We start from the raw sequence: 14,525 nt of genomic DNA, 5'->3' as shown, positions 1-14,525 counted from the left end.
GGTGCGGCCTTACGCGGGTGCCAGGCCGTCGGCCACGAGCTGCTCCACATGCTCGCCGAGCGTGTCGAGGGCGGGCCTGTACGCCACCCCGAGTTCGGTGCGGCTGCGCGTGGTGTCGAACTGCATCGGGTGCCCGACGTTGTGGCGCACATACCGGCGTGCCATGCCAGCTGCGGGCGCGATGAGCCACATCAGCCACTTGGGCACTTCCTTGGTGGGCAGCCTGGCGCTGCGGGCGGGGTGGCTCTGGCGCAGGCGCTGTGCGATTTCCAGCAGGCGCAGGCTCTCGCCCACGACGATGTAGCGGCCCGAAGCGCCCGGCAGCAGCGCGGCACTGACGTGGGCCTGGGCGACGTCGCGCACGTCCACCGTGCCCAGCCACAGCTCTGGCACGCCCTGGCGGAAGGAGCCGTCCAAAAACTGGCGCAGCAGCTGCACGCTGGTGGCATCGTCGCGCTGCGACAGCGATGGCCCGAAGATGGCGCCCGGGTGCACGCTCACCATTGACCAGCGCTGCTGCCGTCCTTGCATGTCCCACGCCAGCGCCTCGGCGCGGGTCTTGGACAGCGCGTAGGCATTGCTCTGCGCGGTGGACGTGCGGTTCACGTCTGTTTCGGCCAGCGCTTGTCCGGGCCGGGCCTGCAGCTCGACGCTGTCCCCGTACATCGCCACGATGCTGCTGGTGACGACCACGCGCTGCACGCTGGCCGTGCGGTTGACGGCCTCCAGCACATGGCGCGTGCCCTCCACGGCGGGGGCGATCAGCTCGCGCTCTGGGTCGGCCGAGGTGCCCAGCCGGTAGGGCGACGCGGTGTGCACCACGGCGCTACAGCCTTCCAAGGCCGCGTCGAACCCCTGGGCCTTCAACAGATCGGCCTCGAAGAGCACGAGCCGGCCGGGATGCTCCGCCGACAGCCGCTGCAGGTGCGCCAGCTTGCGGCCGTCCTGCAGGCTGCGCACCGTGCCGTGCACGGTATGGCCTTGTTCGAGCAGCAGCTTCACTACCCACGATGCGAGATACCCGGCTGCGCCGGTCACGGCAACGCGCGCCATGCTCAGCTCACCCGGTGGTGGGTGATGCACAGCCCCAGGCCCCACGCGGCGACCAGCCCCGCAGCGACTGCCAGCGGATGCACCGACGGCGCCAGGCCCAGGGCCTGCAGCGCCGACACCACGAGCAAACTGGCCAGCACCAGCCCCACCGCCCATTGGCAGGCCCGGCCATGCATCTGCCGCTGCAGCTCATCAAGCCGCCGGTATCTGCGCCACCCGAGCCATGCCAGCAGCGCACATGCCCCCGCCAGCAACCCCGCCGCCCAACGCCCGGAGGCGCCCGGCAGATGCGCCAGCTCCAGGCTGGCCAAGCCCAGCAGAATGATCACCAGCAGCCCCGCCAGCACCTTGGCCAGGTAGCTGATCTGCTCTACGGGAGAAGGAAGTTCGTTCATGCGCACCGTCCTGAAAGTAAAGTTTGCTTGACAAAATTTTCGCCCGAGAGATCTGACGATGTCAAGTTTCTTTTACTTTTTGGAGGAGAGCTGCAAGTTGGAGAGGCCAATGTTCAAGACTTTTTTGCCTTCTCCGCGCATTGGTAAAGCGGTTTATGCTATCAATAAGTGAGCATTTGGCTATCTGCGCATGCTGGAGAACGCCTCGAACTCCCAGCTGCGCATGGCCAAAAGCAGCGTGTAGCCCTCGCGCTCGCGTTCGGGCAGCTTCTGGTCGGCCAAGTGCTGCTGGGCGAAGTCCTGGGCCACGCGCTGCATGCGCTCCATGAAGGCGGGGGCCAGGCTGCGGCTGATGTTGCCGTGCACCAGCAGCACGCCTTCGCCCATGCCGTCAAAGCCACCCGCAAAGTAGTCGAGCAGCGCGTGCTCGCGAAAGTAGTTCATCACCGGGCCGTGCGGGCGCCAGCGGAAGGTCTTGGCCAGCTTGAGGCGGTAGCGGTTAAGCGGCCGCAGCTCGATGATGCCGATGCGGTCGAGCTGCGCGAGGTACTTGATGCCCTCGGCCTCGGTGAGCCGGTAGGTGGCCACGACCTGCTCCAGCGTCCACTGGCTGAGCACGCAGATCGCCATCAGCAGCAGCTTCTTGTCGCCCACCACGGCCTTTTCCTGCTCCTGACTCAGCTCCTTGAGCAGCGGCTGCGCATCGGCCACACGCCGCGCCAGGTCGGCAAAGTCCAGCGCCAGCGCGCGGCAGATGGCGTCGATGCGCGACAGCGGCATGTCGCCCTTGGCCAGCATGCGCTTGACGCTGGACTCGGCCATGCCCAGCGCCTGGGCCAGGTCGGCGTAGGTCATCTGGGCGGTCTTGAGTTCTTTTTTCAGGGCGGTAACGAGGTCGGCGGTGGTGCTCATGGCTGCGGGCGTGGTGGTGGGCAGGGGCAGGCGTTGGGTATCAATTATCAATACCCAAAGTGTCTTGGGTAGCCCTTTGTGCGACTTTTATGGGGCCCGGATGCGATTGCCTGCCCACACTGCGCGGCATTCCAACCCCGCAGGATTTCCGCCGTGTCCTTGTTTTCTTCTGCTTCTCCTCTCCGCCGGGCCGAGACAGGCCTGCTGCTGGGCGCCGCCGCCTTGTTCGCCCTGGCCGTCTGGGGCCCGGTGCTGCCTGCCAGCGAGCACCAGCATGCATTTGCCGACCAGCGTGCGTGGCTGGGGATTCCCTGTGCGCTCGATGTGCTGAGCAATCTGCCCTTTGCCCTGGCGGGCGTGTGGGGGCTGGTGGCGTTGCGCCGGGCGGTGGGCCTGGATGTGGCCTCGCGGTGGCTGGCCGGGCTGTTTTTTGCGGGGCTGCTGTGCACGGCCGCAGGATCGATGCTGTACCACGCACAGCCCGGCGACGCGGGCCTGCTGTGGGACCGGCTGGGCATGGTGCTGCCGTTTGCAGGCCTGCTGGGGCTGGCGGCGGCCAGCCGCGTGAGTGGACGCGCCGGTGGGGCCGCCGCTGGCACGGTGCTGGTTGCCGGGACGCTGGCCGTGGGCTGGTGGGCCCACACCGGCAATCTGATGCCCTGGGCCGTGGTGCAGCTGGGCGGCATGCTGGTGGTGCTGGCCCTGGCGTGCCTGCCCCGGCGCGATGGCGCGCTGGCCGTGCATCTGGGCGCGGTCATTGGCTTGTATGCCGTGGCCAAGCTGTTCGAGGCGGCGGACCACGCGGTGTTTGACGCCACCTACCAGGCGGTGTCGGGCCACAGCCTCAAGCACCTGTTTGCCGCAGGCGCAGCCTGGCCCGTTCTGACGGCCTTGGCGGCGCTGCACTCCCCCACGGCGCCGGGCGGGCCGCAGGTCACGTTGTTTGTGCAGAATGGCGCCCACGCCGTGGGTGTCGCCCGCAGTTCACGTGTGTGAAGTGCGGGCGCGGAAAATTCCAACAAGCCAACCCATCGGAAACGAGGAGAAACGCATGCATCCCGAAACCCCGTCCACCAGCCTGGCGCCAGCGCCCACGCACGAGGACCCGAACCAGTTTGCCCTGCTGCGCCAGCGGCGGTTTGCGCCGTTCTTCTGGACGCAGTTCTCCGGTGCGGCCAACGACAACCTGTTCAAGTTTGCGTTCACCGTGATGGTGACCTACCAGCTCAGTGTGGACTGGCTGCCGCCTGCGATGGCGGGGCTGGTGATTGGTGCGCTGTTCATCCTGCCGTTCCTGCTGTTCTCGGCCACCTCGGGCCAGCTCACCGACAAGTACGACAAGACGAAGATGATCCGCTTCGTGAAGAACATGGAGATCGCCATCATGCTGGTGGCGGCCGTGGGCTTCATCGGCGGCAACATCCCCATCCTGCTGCTGTGCACCTTCCTCATGGGGGTGCACTCCACGCTGTTCGGCCCGGTCAAGTTTGCCTACATGCCCCAGGTGCTCAGCGAGCGCGAACTCACCGGCGGCAACGGCATGGTCGAGATGGGGACCTTTGTCGCCATCCTGCTGGGCAATGTGGCGGGGGGGCTGCTGGTGGCTATTCCCGGCATCGGCCACACCACGGTGGCGGTGGCCTGCGTGGTGGCGGCACTCGTCGGGCGCGCGGTGGCGCATTTCATCCCCTCGGTGCCCGCCACCGACCCGGGCCTGACCATCAACTGGAACCCCTTCACCGAAACCTGGCGCAACCTCAAGCTGGCGCACGGCAACATCGTGGTGTTCCGCTCGCTGCTGGGCATCAGCTGGATGTGGTTCTTTGGCGCGGTGTTTCTGAGCCAGTTCCCCAGCCTCGCCAAGAACGTGCTGCATGGCAACGAGCAGGTGGCGTCGCTGCTGCTGGTGGTGTTCTCGATCGGCATCGGCATCGGTTCGCTGCTGTGCGAGGTGCTGTCGCGCCGCCATGTCGAGATCGGGCTGGTGCCGCTGGGCGCCATTGGCATGAGCGTGTTCTCCATCGACCTGTACTTTGCCTCGCGCAGCCTGCCTGCGTCCGAGATCATGGGCCTGGGCGCCTTCATGGCCCAGGGCGCCCACTGGCGCGTGATGCTGGACCTGGCCCTGCTCAGCCTGTTTGCGGGCCTGTACAGCGTGCCCATGTACGCGCTGATCCAGATGCGCAGCCAGCCCACGCACCGCGCCCGCATCATCGCGGCCAACAACATCCTCAACGCGCTGTTCATGATCGGCAGCTCGCTCATTGCCGGTGCCTTGCTGGGCGCGGGCTTCACGGTGCCGCAGATCTTTTTGTTCACCGGCATTGCCAATGCGGTGGTGGCGTTCTACATCTTCATGCTGGTGCCTGAGTACCTGCTGCGTTTTGTGGCCTGGGTGTCGTCGCGGTTTGTGTACCGCTTCAAGGTGCAGGGCGACGAGAATCTGCCTTCGGCGGGCGCGGCCATCCTGGCCTGCAACCATGTGAGTTTTGTGGATGCCGTGCTGCTCATGGCCGCGAGCCCACGCCCCATTTACTTTGTGATGGACCACCGCATCTTCCGCGTGCCTGTGCTGGGCTGGCTGTTCCGCCTGGCCAAGGCCATCCCGATTGCGCCCTACAAGGAAGACCCGAAGACCTACGAAGCCGCCTTTGAGCGCGCAGCCCAGGTGCTGCGTGAGGGCGATCTGCTCGCCATCTTCCCCGAGGGCGGCATCACCAAGGACGGGCAGCTGCAGGAGTTCAAGGGCGGCATCATGAAGATCATCGAGCGCGCCCGCGCCGAGGGCATCGAGGCGCCCGTGATCCCCATGGCGCTGACCAACCTGTGGGGCTCGTACTTCAGCCGCATTGAAAAAGGCGGCGCGATGGTGCGGCCGTTCCGCCGGGGCTTCTATAGCCGCGTGGGGCTGAATGTGGGCTCGGCCGTGGCACCGACCGAGGTGCAGCCCACGCTGCTGCGCGAGCGGGTGCAGAAGCTGCTGGTGGCCTGAGGGCCGCGAGCGCGAGCAACCGGCCCGGGAGGGCTCAGTCCGCCCGGATCTGCGCGCGCTGTGCAATGGCGCGCATGCGTGGCAACTCGTCTTCGATCTGCGCGAGCACGGCATCCCCGCTGGCATACGCTGGCTCCAGCCCTGCGGCAATAAGCTTGTTGCGGATCTCGGGGGCTGCCAGGGTGTCGGCCAGAGCCTTGTGCAGCTTGGCCTTGGCCTCTGGGGGCAGGCCCCGTGGTGCGACCACGGCCAGCCACGAATCGGCCGAGAACCCGGGGAAGCCACTTTCTGCCACCGTAGGCACGTCGGGCAGCTGCGTGGCCCGCGTGGCGCCCGTGACCGCAATGGCCTTGATCTTGCCTGCCTTGAGCTGCGGCAAGGCGGCCGCCACGGTGTCGATGGTGAACGGGATCTGCCCGCCCATCAGGTCGGCCATGGCAGGGGCGCTGCCCCGGTAGGGCACATGCATCAGCTTGATGCCGGTCGCCGACCAGGCCAGCTCGGCCGCAAAGTGCCCTGTGGTGCCGTTGCCGAACGAGCCGTACGAGAACTTGTCGGGCGTGCGCTGCACGGCGGCGATCAGCTGCCGGAGGTTGTTCACCGGCACATCGCGGTGGGCCAGCAGAATCAGCGGCACACGGGCAACCAGGCCCACGGGTTCGTAGCTTTTGATGGGGTCGTAGGGCAGCTTGGCGTTCAACGCAGGGTTCACGGTGAAGGTCGAGCCGGAGCTGATCAACAGCGTGTAGCCATCGGCAGGCGCATTGGCCACATAGGCCGCGCCCACCACGGTGCCCGCACCCGCCTTGTTTTCCACCACGATGGGCTGGCCGAGCTGGTCACCCAGCTTCTTGCTGATGGTGCGGCCCACGATGTCCACGGCGCCCCCGGGCGGGAAGGGCACGACGATCTGGACCGGCTTGGCGGGATAGCTTTGGGCATGCGCGAGCCCCTGCGCGCCGAGTCCCAGCCCCGCGACGGCTGCCGCCATGAGGATCACGCTACGACGTCTGGCAAGCTGCAAACACTTCATGGGGGCTCCTTGGAATCGGGAAAGCGGGCGGGCTCCCGCCTTGTGGCCAGGGCCCCTTCGAACAGGCGCTCAGATCAGCGACAGCCCGGCCAGCTGTGCCAGCCGTTGCTGCTCGCTGGACGCATCAGCCGTTGCGAAAAAGAAAGCTGTAGGCGTTGAGCGCCGGCACCCCTCCCAGGTGCGCATACAACACGCGGGAGCCTTCGGGGAACTCACCCTTGCGCACCATGTCGATCATTCCGTGCATGGACTTGCCTTCGTACACCGGGTCGGTGAGCATGCCTTCCTGGCGCGCGCAAAGGCGGATGGCTTCGAGCGTGCCCTCGCTGGGCAGGCCGTACTCGGGGCCGCCGTAGCGGGTGTCCAGCACCACGTCCTCGGCCGTGATGTCCTGGCCCAGCTCCACGAGCTTGGCGGTGTCCTGCGCGATGCGCAGGATCTGCGCGTGCGTCTGCGCGGGCTTGGCGGATGCGTCGATGCCGATCACCTTGCGCGCCCGGCCGTCGGCCGCAAAGCCCACCACCATGCCCGCCTGCGTGCTGCCCGTGACCGAGCACACGACGATGTAGTCGAACTGGAAGCCCAGCTCTTTCTCCTGCTGGCGCACCTCTTCGGCAAAGCCCACAAAGCCCAGGCCGCCGTACGGGTGCTCGGAGCAGCCTGCGGGAATGGGGAAGGGCTTGCCACCCGCCTTCTTCACATCGTCCATGGCCTGCTCCCAGCTGGGGCGGATGCCGATGTCGAAGCCCGCCGCGTCCAGGCGCACGTCGGCGCCCATGATGCGGCTCATCTCGATGTTGCCCACGCGGTCGTACACCGCGTCGGAGTAGTTGACCCAGTTCTCCTGCACCAGCACGCACTTCATGCCCAGGTGCGCAGCCACGGCGGCCACCTGGCGGGTCTGGTTGGACTGGATGCCGCCGATGGACACCAGCGTGTCGTAGCCGCCTGCGATGGCTTCGGGGATGAGGTATTCGAGCTTGCGTGTCTTGTTGCCGCCGAAGGCCAGGCCCGAGTTGCAGTCCTCGCGCTTGGCATACAGGTGCACCTTGCCACCCAGGTGGGCCGACAGGCGCGGCAGCGCGGTGATGGGCGATGGGCCGAAGGTGAGCGGGTGGCGGGCAAATTTCTGCAGGTTCATGGCGTGTTCCGGTCGATGAAGAGGGGGCGCAAGCGGGAGGCTTGCAGTGCCTTCATCGTAGAAAAACATGCGCATCAAGTGGTTGCAAACATTGCTGTAATTTCGGTGTTTTAGTTTTCTGGAGGAAAATGAAAGCAAAAAATATTTCTTCAAATTATTTATGTGCGCAACAAAAGTTCGTGCCAAGAATGCGCCACAGACTGATGTCTCAGCCGAGCTGGACCGCACCGACAAAACCATCCTGCGGCAGTTGCAGCGTGATGCGTCGCTGTCCAACGTTGCGCTGGCCGAGAAGGTGCATCTGAGTCCTCCCGCCTGCTTGCGCCGCGTGGAGCGCCTCAAGCGCCTGGGCTTGATCGACAAGGTGGTGGCGCTGCTCAACCCCCAGGCCGTGGGGGCGGGCATGCTGGTGATGATTGGTGTGGTGCTGGACCGCTCCACTCCCGAGTCATTTGCCGAGTTTGAAAAGGCCGCCGCCAAGATATCGGGCTGCATGGAGTGCCATGTGGTCACCGGCGAGTTCGACTACTTCATGCTGGTGCGCACGCGCGACAGCGAGAGCTTCAACCGCCTGCATGCCGAGCAGCTGATCTATCTGCCGGGCGTGCGCCAGGTGCGTTCGTTCATGGTGCTGCGCAACGTACTGTCCACCACCGAGCTGCCGATGGCGGTGTAGCCGCCGTGGGTGAGTTCACTGCGCCCCGCGCAGCCGTCCCATCACCGCCGCCCAGGCCGGGCCGCCAAACACGTTGACCAACAGCCCCGCCATCAAGAGCCCGGCACCCGCAAAGTGCACGGGCAGCAACTGCTCGCCAAACACCCACCAGCCTGTGGTCAGCCCCACCACGGGCACGAGCAGCGTGAAGGGCGCCACGCGGTTCACGGGGTAGCGCGACATGAGGTACGTCCACAGCCCGAAGCCCAGCAGGGTCGAAATCCACGCGATGTAGGCCACAGCGGCCATGGATTGGAACGACAGGTGTGACAAGGCTGCCCACATCGTGGCGGGCCCGTCCAGCAACAAGGACAGCGCCACAAACGGCAGCGGTGCCACCACGCTGGACCAGACGATGAAGGCAAACTGGTTCATCGGCCCATAGCGCCCCACGGCGCGCGTGACGATATTGCCGCAGCCCCACAGCGCAGCAGCCGCCACGGTCAGCGCAAAGCCCGCCAGCGGCATCGAGGCTCCATGTGCGCTGCCAATCAGCACCAGCCCGACACCCGCCAGCGCCAGGCCCGCGACCTGGTTGCCCTGCCATTTTTCGCGCAGCCACCAGGCGGCCAGCAGCAGCGTGAAGAACGATTGCGCCTGCAGCACCAGCGAGGCCAGGCCCGACGGCATGCCGATGTGGATGGCGGTGAACAGCAGCGCAAACTGGCCCACGGCCATGGTCATGCCGTACAGCAGGTACAGCCTGAGCGGTACTTTGGGCGGCTTGACGAACAGCAGCGCCGGAAAGGCTGCCAGCAGGTAGCGCAGCGCGCCCAGCAGCAGGGGCGGCACATCGGCCACCCCGACCTTGATGACGGCAAAGTTCAGCCCCCAGACAACGATGACAAGCAGGGCGAGGGCCAGGTCGCGGGGGCGCAGAGCAGTGTTCATGCCCTGCATTGTGAGCGGCCTCCGGGCAGGTGGCCGTGCGTTTCAGGACCGGCCTGGAACGAAAACGGACAAACCCGGGGGCGGCTTTGAAAAGTCAGGTGGGCTCGACCGCGAAGCTCAGCCCCGCATTGGCCTGCAACCGCGCGATCAGTGGAGCGCCCAGTGCCGGTGCCGTGGTCCAGATGCCGCCTGGGGTGCCGCTGGCATCCTGCAGCAGGCACACGGCGGCCTCGGTGATCATCTTGGAGGTGGAGCCGTAGCCGGGGTCGCGGTCGCCCTTCACGCCCACGCGCAAGGTGTTGCCCGCGGCGTCGGTGCCCAGGAACAGCACGTCGTAGAACCCGTTTTCGCGTTCTTCGCGCGATGGGCCTTCGCCAGGCTTGGGGCCTTTGTCCGAACCCAGCGACTTGTCACCCGCCACCGCATTGGCGATGGCCTCGCCCTTTTCGCCGGGGCCGGTGACGAGCATTTCGTCGTACACAAAGTCAGTGCCGTACGCGTGCTGCAGCAGGAAGTTGGAGCGGTGCACGTTGCGTGTGTTGATGGCGGCCATCACGAACGGCGCCACCCACACGCCATCACCACCCACGGTGCCCAGGGCCTCGTCCACCATGGGCTTGTTGCCCGAGGGCTGGCGCGGCCCTTCAAACCCGGGCGTGAGCGAAAACGGGTTCTTCAGCAGGTCGAGCACGCCGGGGTTGGTGGCGGCTGCGGCCATAGTGGCCTTGAGGCTGGCAGCCGTGCCGCCCGAGAAGGTGCCCTTCATCTTGCGCACCCGGCCACGCACGCGGCTGGCGGGGTGGCCAAAGCGGGCCTTCATTTCGGTTTGCAGCAGGTACACGCCCAGGTCGAACGGGATCGAATCGAACCCGCACGAGAACACGATGCGCGCGCCGCTGGCCTTCGCCGCAGCTTCGTGGGCATCGATCATCTGGCGCATCCAGGCGGGCTCGCCGCACAGGTCCACATAGTCCACCCCGGCCTGGGCGCAGGCGGCCACCAGTTCGTTGCCATACAGCTGGTACGGGCCCACGGTGGTCAGCACTAGGCGCGTGGCGTCCATCAGCGCCTGCAGGCTGGCGGGGTTGTGGGTATCGGTCACGACCAGCGGGGTGTCGGCCGGGGCGCCCAGTTCGTCGCGCACGGCGGCAAGCTTTTCGGCGTTGCGCCCCCCCATGGCCCAGCGCAGGCCGCTGCCGGCGGGGTAGCGTTGCAGCAGGTATTCGACCACCAGGCGGCCCGTAAAGCCGGTGGCGCCGTGGACGACGAGGTCAAAGGGTTTCTGAGACATGTTGCTTGTTGCCAGGTGAGGAGGATCGGGCCCGCATTGTGATCGCCTAGCGCAAGGCGCGGTGTCGCGCAAGTGCAGACTTGGCGATGAGTGCAGGTATCGAAAGTACAGAAATTCGATACCCTGCAGGGTTTTGGACAGTTCTCCCTGGCTTTGCCGGGGAGGCGAGGATTTCGTGCCGGATCATGTGGGCCATGTTCAACCTGCGGGCGATGGGCGATGGGATTGCGATGAACAGTTCTGTGCGGCCGAAGCCGAGGCAAACTACCATCGGCAACGGGCCAGCCAGGCCATGCGGAAAAGCCCGAACCCGTGGGCGGCATGTGCGGCGGTAGATTGGATTGGACAGATTGACTCACTCTGGAGAAGCCGAGCGATGAGAAACCTTTGCATGATCTTGCGTCCCCAACGCCTGCTTGCGGGCGCCCTGGTGGCGATCGCGGTGGGTGGCCTGGTGCCACCAGTGGCCGCACAGACTGCAGCGCCTGTCACTCCATTGATGCTGCAGCAGTGGCGGCTGGGGCAGGAGCTGGGCCGCTATGGTCTGGCCCAGAACGATCCCCAGGCCCTGCTCACAGCCGCCCGGCTGCAGCGCGCCTCCGGCCTGCAGCCTTCGCGGGCCCGCGTGGACGGGGACCGTGGGGGCGTGGTGGACCAAACGGATGCGGCCAGCCTGCTGGCCCAGGCCAAAAAGCTGGCCCAGGGCAAACCGGAGCTGCTGGCGCTGATTGACGAGGCCTCGGCGGCGCGCCGCAGCCGCGGCACGCTGATCGGCCCGCAGGTGCAGCCCGTTCTCATGGGCGCGCGGGACATCAAACCCATTCTCCTGTCCTACAAACCCGGGCAGAAGGCCTTCTTCGGGATCGCCAGTGACCGGATGCAGGACATCGCGTTGTCCGTCAAGGGCCCCAAGAACGAACCCCTGTGCGAGCCCGCCCAGGCTGGCGGGGAGCTGCTGTGCGAGTGGGTATCGGGCGAAGCCCCGGATGTGCGTGTGGTGGTGACCAACCTCAGCACCAATGCCGTGATGCTGACGTTCTTCCATGATTGAGCGCAGGGGCGCGCGGGGCTGGCACAACGTCGGGGGTATGGTGCTTTTGGCGGCATGCCTGGCGGGTTGCACCGTGGTGGGCAGTCGCCCCGGGCTCAGCTACCGCAATGAGCCGGACATGGGGCGCTCCTTTGTGCGCCCGCAGGTGCCGGTTCCACGTGCGGCCACTGAATGGGTGGCCGACCGGCCCCAGTTTGTGGGCCTGGCCCTCAGCGGCGGGGGCAGCCGCTCGGCCAACTTTGGCATGGCGGCCCTGGAAGAGCTGGACAAGCTGGGCATTCTGGGGAACGTGGATGCGGTTTCTGCGGTCAGCGGCGGCTCGATTCCCGCTGCCTACTTTGCGATCCATGGCGAGAAGCTGGATTGGGCAGAGCAAGGGCGCCAGATGGCATCGACTGACTTCGCCATGCCGCTCATCGGCAAGCTGCTCAACCCCGTGAACCTGCTGGCGACGACTTTTTCGGACCTGGACCGCAGCGACCATCTCGCTGAGTTGTTCGAAGAAAAGCTCTTTGATGGCAAGCGGGTGACCTTTGCCGACCTGGGGCCGCGAGGGCCGCGCCGGCCTGCGGTGTATTTCAATGCCACGGACACCACCAACGGCGGCGTGCGTTTTGTTTTCAGCGACCGGCAGTTTCTGCGCGCCACGGGGTCCGATCTCAGCCAGTTCCCCATCGCCTGGGCCATGGCTTCCTCGGGGGCGTTTCCGGGGGTGTTCAACTCGGTGACCTTGCGCCGCTACAGCCTGGACCCGGTGAAACGCCGGGAGGGCGGAGACGACCCCGGAGACAAGCGCTACCTGCACCTGATCGATGGCGGGCCCAGCGACAACCTGGGCGTCGAGACCCTGATCCGCCTGGCCCGCGAACACCATGTCAACCGCCTGAACGCCGGGCAGCCCTCGCAGGGCTGCATGATCATGATGGTGGACTCGCACGTGCCCAATGCCGGGGTGACGGAGATGCGGCAATCGGACCGGCGCAATTTCGGCTCGGTGCTGATCGACCTGAACTTCCTGGATGCCATCGACGCGATGCTGTCCAACCGCCGCGACCAGACCCTGTCGCAGATGGGCATCCGCCGGGATGCCCCCCAGGGGCAGTTCAACGTGGAGCTGGCGCCTGGGTTGTGGGACTACAAGATCCGGCCCTATCGCCGCATCAGCCAGTTCCCTGTCGATTACTACCACCTGGACGGCCGGGCCTTCACGGAGGCGCGGTACTTCACCCAGACCAACGCACTGGATCTGTCGGCCGCCAGGGTGCCGGAGCGGCGCCAGTTCGATTGCCAGGTGTGGCACATCGCGCTGGATGACATCCAGGCCATCGTGCCCTGGCGGGTTCAGGCGGGAGAAGGCAAACCCCTGGACCTGAACGCGGAAGCGGACAAGGAAGTGTTTGCCTACCGCTCCCGCCTGGGGCGCTTGATCAGCCAGGTGGCTACCAGCTACCGCCTGAGCGGCGCGCCGAACTGCAGCCAGGCCCAGCTCCAGGATTTGCTCTACGACGCAGCGCGGATCGCCGTGCGGCAAGACCGGATGTCTCTGGCTGAGGTCTGCCAATGGTTCGGGCAGCGTGGGCTGGACCAGGGCGGTCAATGCCATCTGGAGGACGAGCCCTTGTTCCGCCCCGAGCTCGCGGTCGCCCCCATACGCCAGCCGTTGAACCTGACCGAGTCCGAGCAGAACACCGACCGGTTTGTGAAATGTGTGTCCGGGGCGGGCGCTGGGCGTCTGCCCGCAGTCCTGCCGGAGCCCCTGTTGATGCGCTGATCCCGCCATCTGCTGCGGGCGGCTGCCTTGGAGAGACGCCATCAGGCGCCAAAAGGTATCGGATTCCGGTACTTTTTGGGCTTGTGCTGGGTACTTTGGCGTTCTGGTGGCTTGTCATGGCCTGGTTTCCCGCACCATTCGCTCCGTGTTCAACCAACGCCCCCCGGGGCACCACAGCAATGTCTTCCTCTCCCATCGTGGTTCAGCGTGATACCAAGGCCTGGCAGCTGCAGGTGTGGGTCTCGTTCGGCATCGCGGTTTTTCTGTGCGCAGTGGGCCTGGCGTGGCTGCCGGGCGAGCAGCTGGAACAGGCGTTCATGGTGATGGGGTATGTGTTTTGCCTCTCGGCCGCGTTTGTGCTGGCCAAGTTTGTGCGGGACAACGAAAGCGCCTCGCGCCGTGGTGGTGGCGACACCCCTATGTGGAAGCTGGTGGTGTGGGGTGGCTTTGCGGTGGCCATGGGTCTGACGGGCTGGGGCCTGCTGAGCATGGACATCAACGTGACCTACAAGGCGTTTCTGGGGGTGAGCTGGCTGTACCTGATCACCACGGCCTTCACGCTGGCCAAGATGCTGCGCGACCGCCACGAGGCGGACCTGATGGACGCCCGCCTGCAAGGCCGCCGCGAAGCTGCCCAGGCGGCAGCCCAGAACCACAGCGCGAACTGATCGCTTCGGATGTACGCAGGCGGCGCATTGCTGCCCGTACCGGCAAATTTTCTTTCTGGTTTTCGACCCGGTTTCTCCCGCACCCTGGGTGCGTGGTGGGACCGCATTTTGAGGAGTGAATGATGATGAATACCGTGTTTTCTTCGTGGGACCCCTCCCGACTGCCCCGCGCCCTGCTGGCAGTCGGTGTGGTGTGCGCGGCCCTGGTAGCGGCCGCTCCGGCCCGGGCGCAGAGCGAAGCGTCTGCCGCGCTGTCGATGCTGCCTGTGGCCTCGGTGGTGGGCACGGCGTCGGTGGCCTCGGCCGCCGCAGGCGCGGTGGTGACGGTGCCGGCCGCACTGTCGGTGGGCGGTGCGGTGCTGACGGTGCGGGCAGTGGAGGCCTCGGCTGTGGGCACGGTGTACCTGCTGGAGCGTGCTTCGGACGGCGCCCAGGTGAGTGTGGAGGTGGTCGGCCGTGGTGTGGCGGGCTCGGCCTATGCAGTGGGCACGGTGGTGACCTGCAGCGTGATCGGCACGGGCGTGATCTTGGCGGCGGCGGGTGAGGCGATTGCCTTTGTGCCCAATGCCATCGGCCGCGCTTTGCTGCACAACGAGCGCCTGTGAGGAGCGG

Annotated in this window: 14 protein-coding genes; 7 read left to right on the top strand and 7 right to left on the bottom strand. The window is 66.3% G+C overall.

Features of this window, described 5'->3' with window-relative positions; all coding sequences use genetic code 11:
- Window positions 1-9: 9 nt before the first annotated feature.
- From ACSQ3O_RS24110 to ACSQ3O_RS24100, 3 genes are all read right to left on the bottom strand, one after another.
- Entirely contained in the window at window positions 10-1,053 is a 1,044-nt protein-coding gene (locus ACSQ3O_RS24110; protein ID WP_436140724.1) for an NAD-dependent epimerase/dehydratase family protein, read from the bottom strand.
- Between the two features lie 2 nt (window positions 1,054-1,055).
- Entirely contained in the window at window positions 1,056-1,448 is a 393-nt protein-coding gene (locus tag ACSQ3O_RS24105; RefSeq protein ID WP_436140723.1) for a hypothetical protein, read from the bottom strand.
- A 180-nt stretch (window positions 1,449-1,628) separates the two neighbouring features.
- Window positions 1,629-2,360, bottom strand: a complete 732-nt coding sequence (locus ACSQ3O_RS24100; RefSeq protein ID WP_108617193.1) for a helix-turn-helix domain-containing protein — start codon at window positions 2,358-2,360, stop codon at window positions 1,629-1,631.
- 153 nt (window positions 2,361-2,513) lie between these two features.
- Here ACSQ3O_RS24100 and ACSQ3O_RS24095 point away from each other — a divergent pair, with 153 nt between their 5' ends.
- Together ACSQ3O_RS24095 and ACSQ3O_RS24090 are read left to right on the top strand one after the other, a co-directional pair.
- Window positions 2,514-3,356 carry a hypothetical protein gene (locus ACSQ3O_RS24095; RefSeq protein ID WP_436140722.1) on the top strand — a complete coding sequence of 281 codons (843 nt, stop codon included), beginning with the start codon at window positions 2,514-2,516 and terminating at the stop codon, window positions 3,354-3,356.
- A 55-nt stretch (window positions 3,357-3,411) separates the two neighbouring features.
- The gene (locus ACSQ3O_RS24090) at window positions 3,412-5,352 is read left to right on the top strand and encodes an MFS transporter (RefSeq protein WP_436140721.1); all 1,941 of its coding nucleotides are present in this window, start codon (window positions 3,412-3,414) and stop codon (window positions 5,350-5,352) included.
- A 34-nt stretch (window positions 5,353-5,386) separates the two neighbouring features.
- Here the strand turns inward: ACSQ3O_RS24090 and ACSQ3O_RS24085 are convergent, their stop codons facing one another.
- Window positions 5,387-6,385, bottom strand: a complete 999-nt coding sequence (locus tag ACSQ3O_RS24085; protein ID WP_436140720.1) for a Bug family tripartite tricarboxylate transporter substrate binding protein — start codon at window positions 6,383-6,385, stop codon at window positions 5,387-5,389.
- A gap of 124 nt (window positions 6,386-6,509) precedes the next feature.
- Window positions 6,510-7,526, bottom strand: a complete 1,017-nt coding sequence (locus tag ACSQ3O_RS24080; protein WP_436140719.1) for a 1-aminocyclopropane-1-carboxylate deaminase — start codon at window positions 7,524-7,526, stop codon at window positions 6,510-6,512.
- Between the two features lie 160 nt (window positions 7,527-7,686).
- Here ACSQ3O_RS24080 and ACSQ3O_RS24075 point away from each other — a divergent pair, with 160 nt between their 5' ends.
- A complete protein-coding gene (locus tag ACSQ3O_RS24075) occupies window positions 7,687-8,202 on the top strand; it encodes an Lrp/AsnC family transcriptional regulator (protein ID WP_436140718.1) in 516 nt (171 codons plus the stop codon).
- Window positions 8,203-8,217: 15 nt separating this feature from the next.
- Here ACSQ3O_RS24075 and ACSQ3O_RS24070 read toward each other — a convergent pair whose 3' ends face one another.
- Window positions 8,218-9,120 (bottom strand): EamA family transporter, encoded by a 903-nt coding sequence (locus ACSQ3O_RS24070; RefSeq protein WP_436141170.1) that lies wholly within the window; start codon window positions 9,118-9,120, stop codon window positions 8,218-8,220.
- Window positions 9,121-9,226: 106 nt separating this feature from the next.
- Window positions 9,227-10,423: a saccharopine dehydrogenase family protein gene (locus tag ACSQ3O_RS24065; RefSeq protein ID WP_436140717.1), complete on the bottom strand. Its 1,197-nt coding sequence runs from the start codon at window positions 10,421-10,423 to the stop codon at window positions 9,227-9,229.
- A 391-nt stretch (window positions 10,424-10,814) separates the two neighbouring features.
- Here ACSQ3O_RS24065 and ACSQ3O_RS24060 point away from each other — a divergent pair, with 391 nt between their 5' ends.
- From ACSQ3O_RS24060 to ACSQ3O_RS24045, 4 genes are all read left to right on the top strand, one after another.
- The gene (locus tag ACSQ3O_RS24060) at window positions 10,815-11,474 is read left to right on the top strand and encodes a hypothetical protein (RefSeq protein WP_436140716.1); all 660 of its coding nucleotides are present in this window, start codon (window positions 10,815-10,817) and stop codon (window positions 11,472-11,474) included.
- Window positions 11,475-11,592: 118 nt separating this feature from the next.
- A complete protein-coding gene (locus ACSQ3O_RS24055; RefSeq protein WP_436140715.1) occupies window positions 11,593-13,245 on the top strand; it encodes a patatin-like phospholipase family protein in 1,653 nt (550 codons plus the stop codon).
- 179 nt (window positions 13,246-13,424) lie between these two features.
- Complete coding sequence (locus ACSQ3O_RS24050) at window positions 13,425-13,913, top strand: YiaA/YiaB family inner membrane protein (RefSeq protein WP_137747582.1); 489 nt, start codon at window positions 13,425-13,427, stop codon at window positions 13,911-13,913.
- A gap of 119 nt (window positions 13,914-14,032) precedes the next feature.
- Window positions 14,033-14,518 carry a hypothetical protein gene (locus ACSQ3O_RS24045; protein ID WP_436140714.1) on the top strand — a complete coding sequence of 162 codons (486 nt, stop codon included), beginning with the start codon at window positions 14,033-14,035 and terminating at the stop codon, window positions 14,516-14,518.
- Window positions 14,519-14,525 lie beyond the last annotated feature (7 nt).

The organism is Acidovorax sp. LjRoot74 (assembly GCF_964254355.1).
GTDB lineage: Bacteria > Pseudomonadota > Gammaproteobacteria > Burkholderiales > Burkholderiaceae_C > Acidovorax.
This window is presented reverse-complemented; position numbering and strand designations above follow the sequence as displayed.

Excerpts from the sequence above, each read along its gene's own strand:
- ACSQ3O_RS24050 (WP_137747582.1), top strand. The coding sequence starts at position 13,425 with ATGTCTTCCTCTCCCATCGTGGTTCAGCGTGATACCAAGGCCTGGCAG.
- ACSQ3O_RS24105 (WP_436140723.1), bottom strand. The coding sequence starts at position 1,448 with ATGAACGAACTTCCTTCTCCCGTAGAGCAGATCAGCTACCTGGCCAAG.
- ACSQ3O_RS24055 (WP_436140715.1), top strand. The coding sequence starts at position 11,593 with ATGGGGCGCTCCTTTGTGCGCCCGCAGGTGCCGGTTCCACGTGCGGCC.
- ACSQ3O_RS24110 (WP_436140724.1), bottom strand. The coding sequence starts at position 1,053 with ATGGCGCGCGTTGCCGTGACCGGCGCAGCCGGGTATCTCGCATCGTGG.
- ACSQ3O_RS24075 (WP_436140718.1), top strand. The coding sequence starts at position 7,687 with ATGTGCGCAACAAAAGTTCGTGCCAAGAATGCGCCACAGACTGATGTC.
- ACSQ3O_RS24065 (WP_436140717.1), bottom strand. The coding sequence starts at position 10,423 with ATGTCTCAGAAACCCTTTGACCTCGTCGTCCACGGCGCCACCGGCTTT.
- ACSQ3O_RS24045 (WP_436140714.1), top strand. The coding sequence starts at position 14,033 with ATGATGATGAATACCGTGTTTTCTTCGTGGGACCCCTCCCGACTGCCC.
- ACSQ3O_RS24090 (WP_436140721.1), top strand. The coding sequence starts at position 3,412 with ATGCATCCCGAAACCCCGTCCACCAGCCTGGCGCCAGCGCCCACGCAC.
- ACSQ3O_RS24080 (WP_436140719.1), bottom strand. The coding sequence starts at position 7,526 with ATGAACCTGCAGAAATTTGCCCGCCACCCGCTCACCTTCGGCCCATCG.
- ACSQ3O_RS24100 (WP_108617193.1), bottom strand. The coding sequence starts at position 2,360 with ATGAGCACCACCGCCGACCTCGTTACCGCCCTGAAAAAAGAACTCAAG.
- ACSQ3O_RS24060 (WP_436140716.1), top strand. The coding sequence starts at position 10,815 with ATGATCTTGCGTCCCCAACGCCTGCTTGCGGGCGCCCTGGTGGCGATC.
- ACSQ3O_RS24085 (WP_436140720.1), bottom strand. The coding sequence starts at position 6,385 with ATGAAGTGTTTGCAGCTTGCCAGACGTCGTAGCGTGATCCTCATGGCG.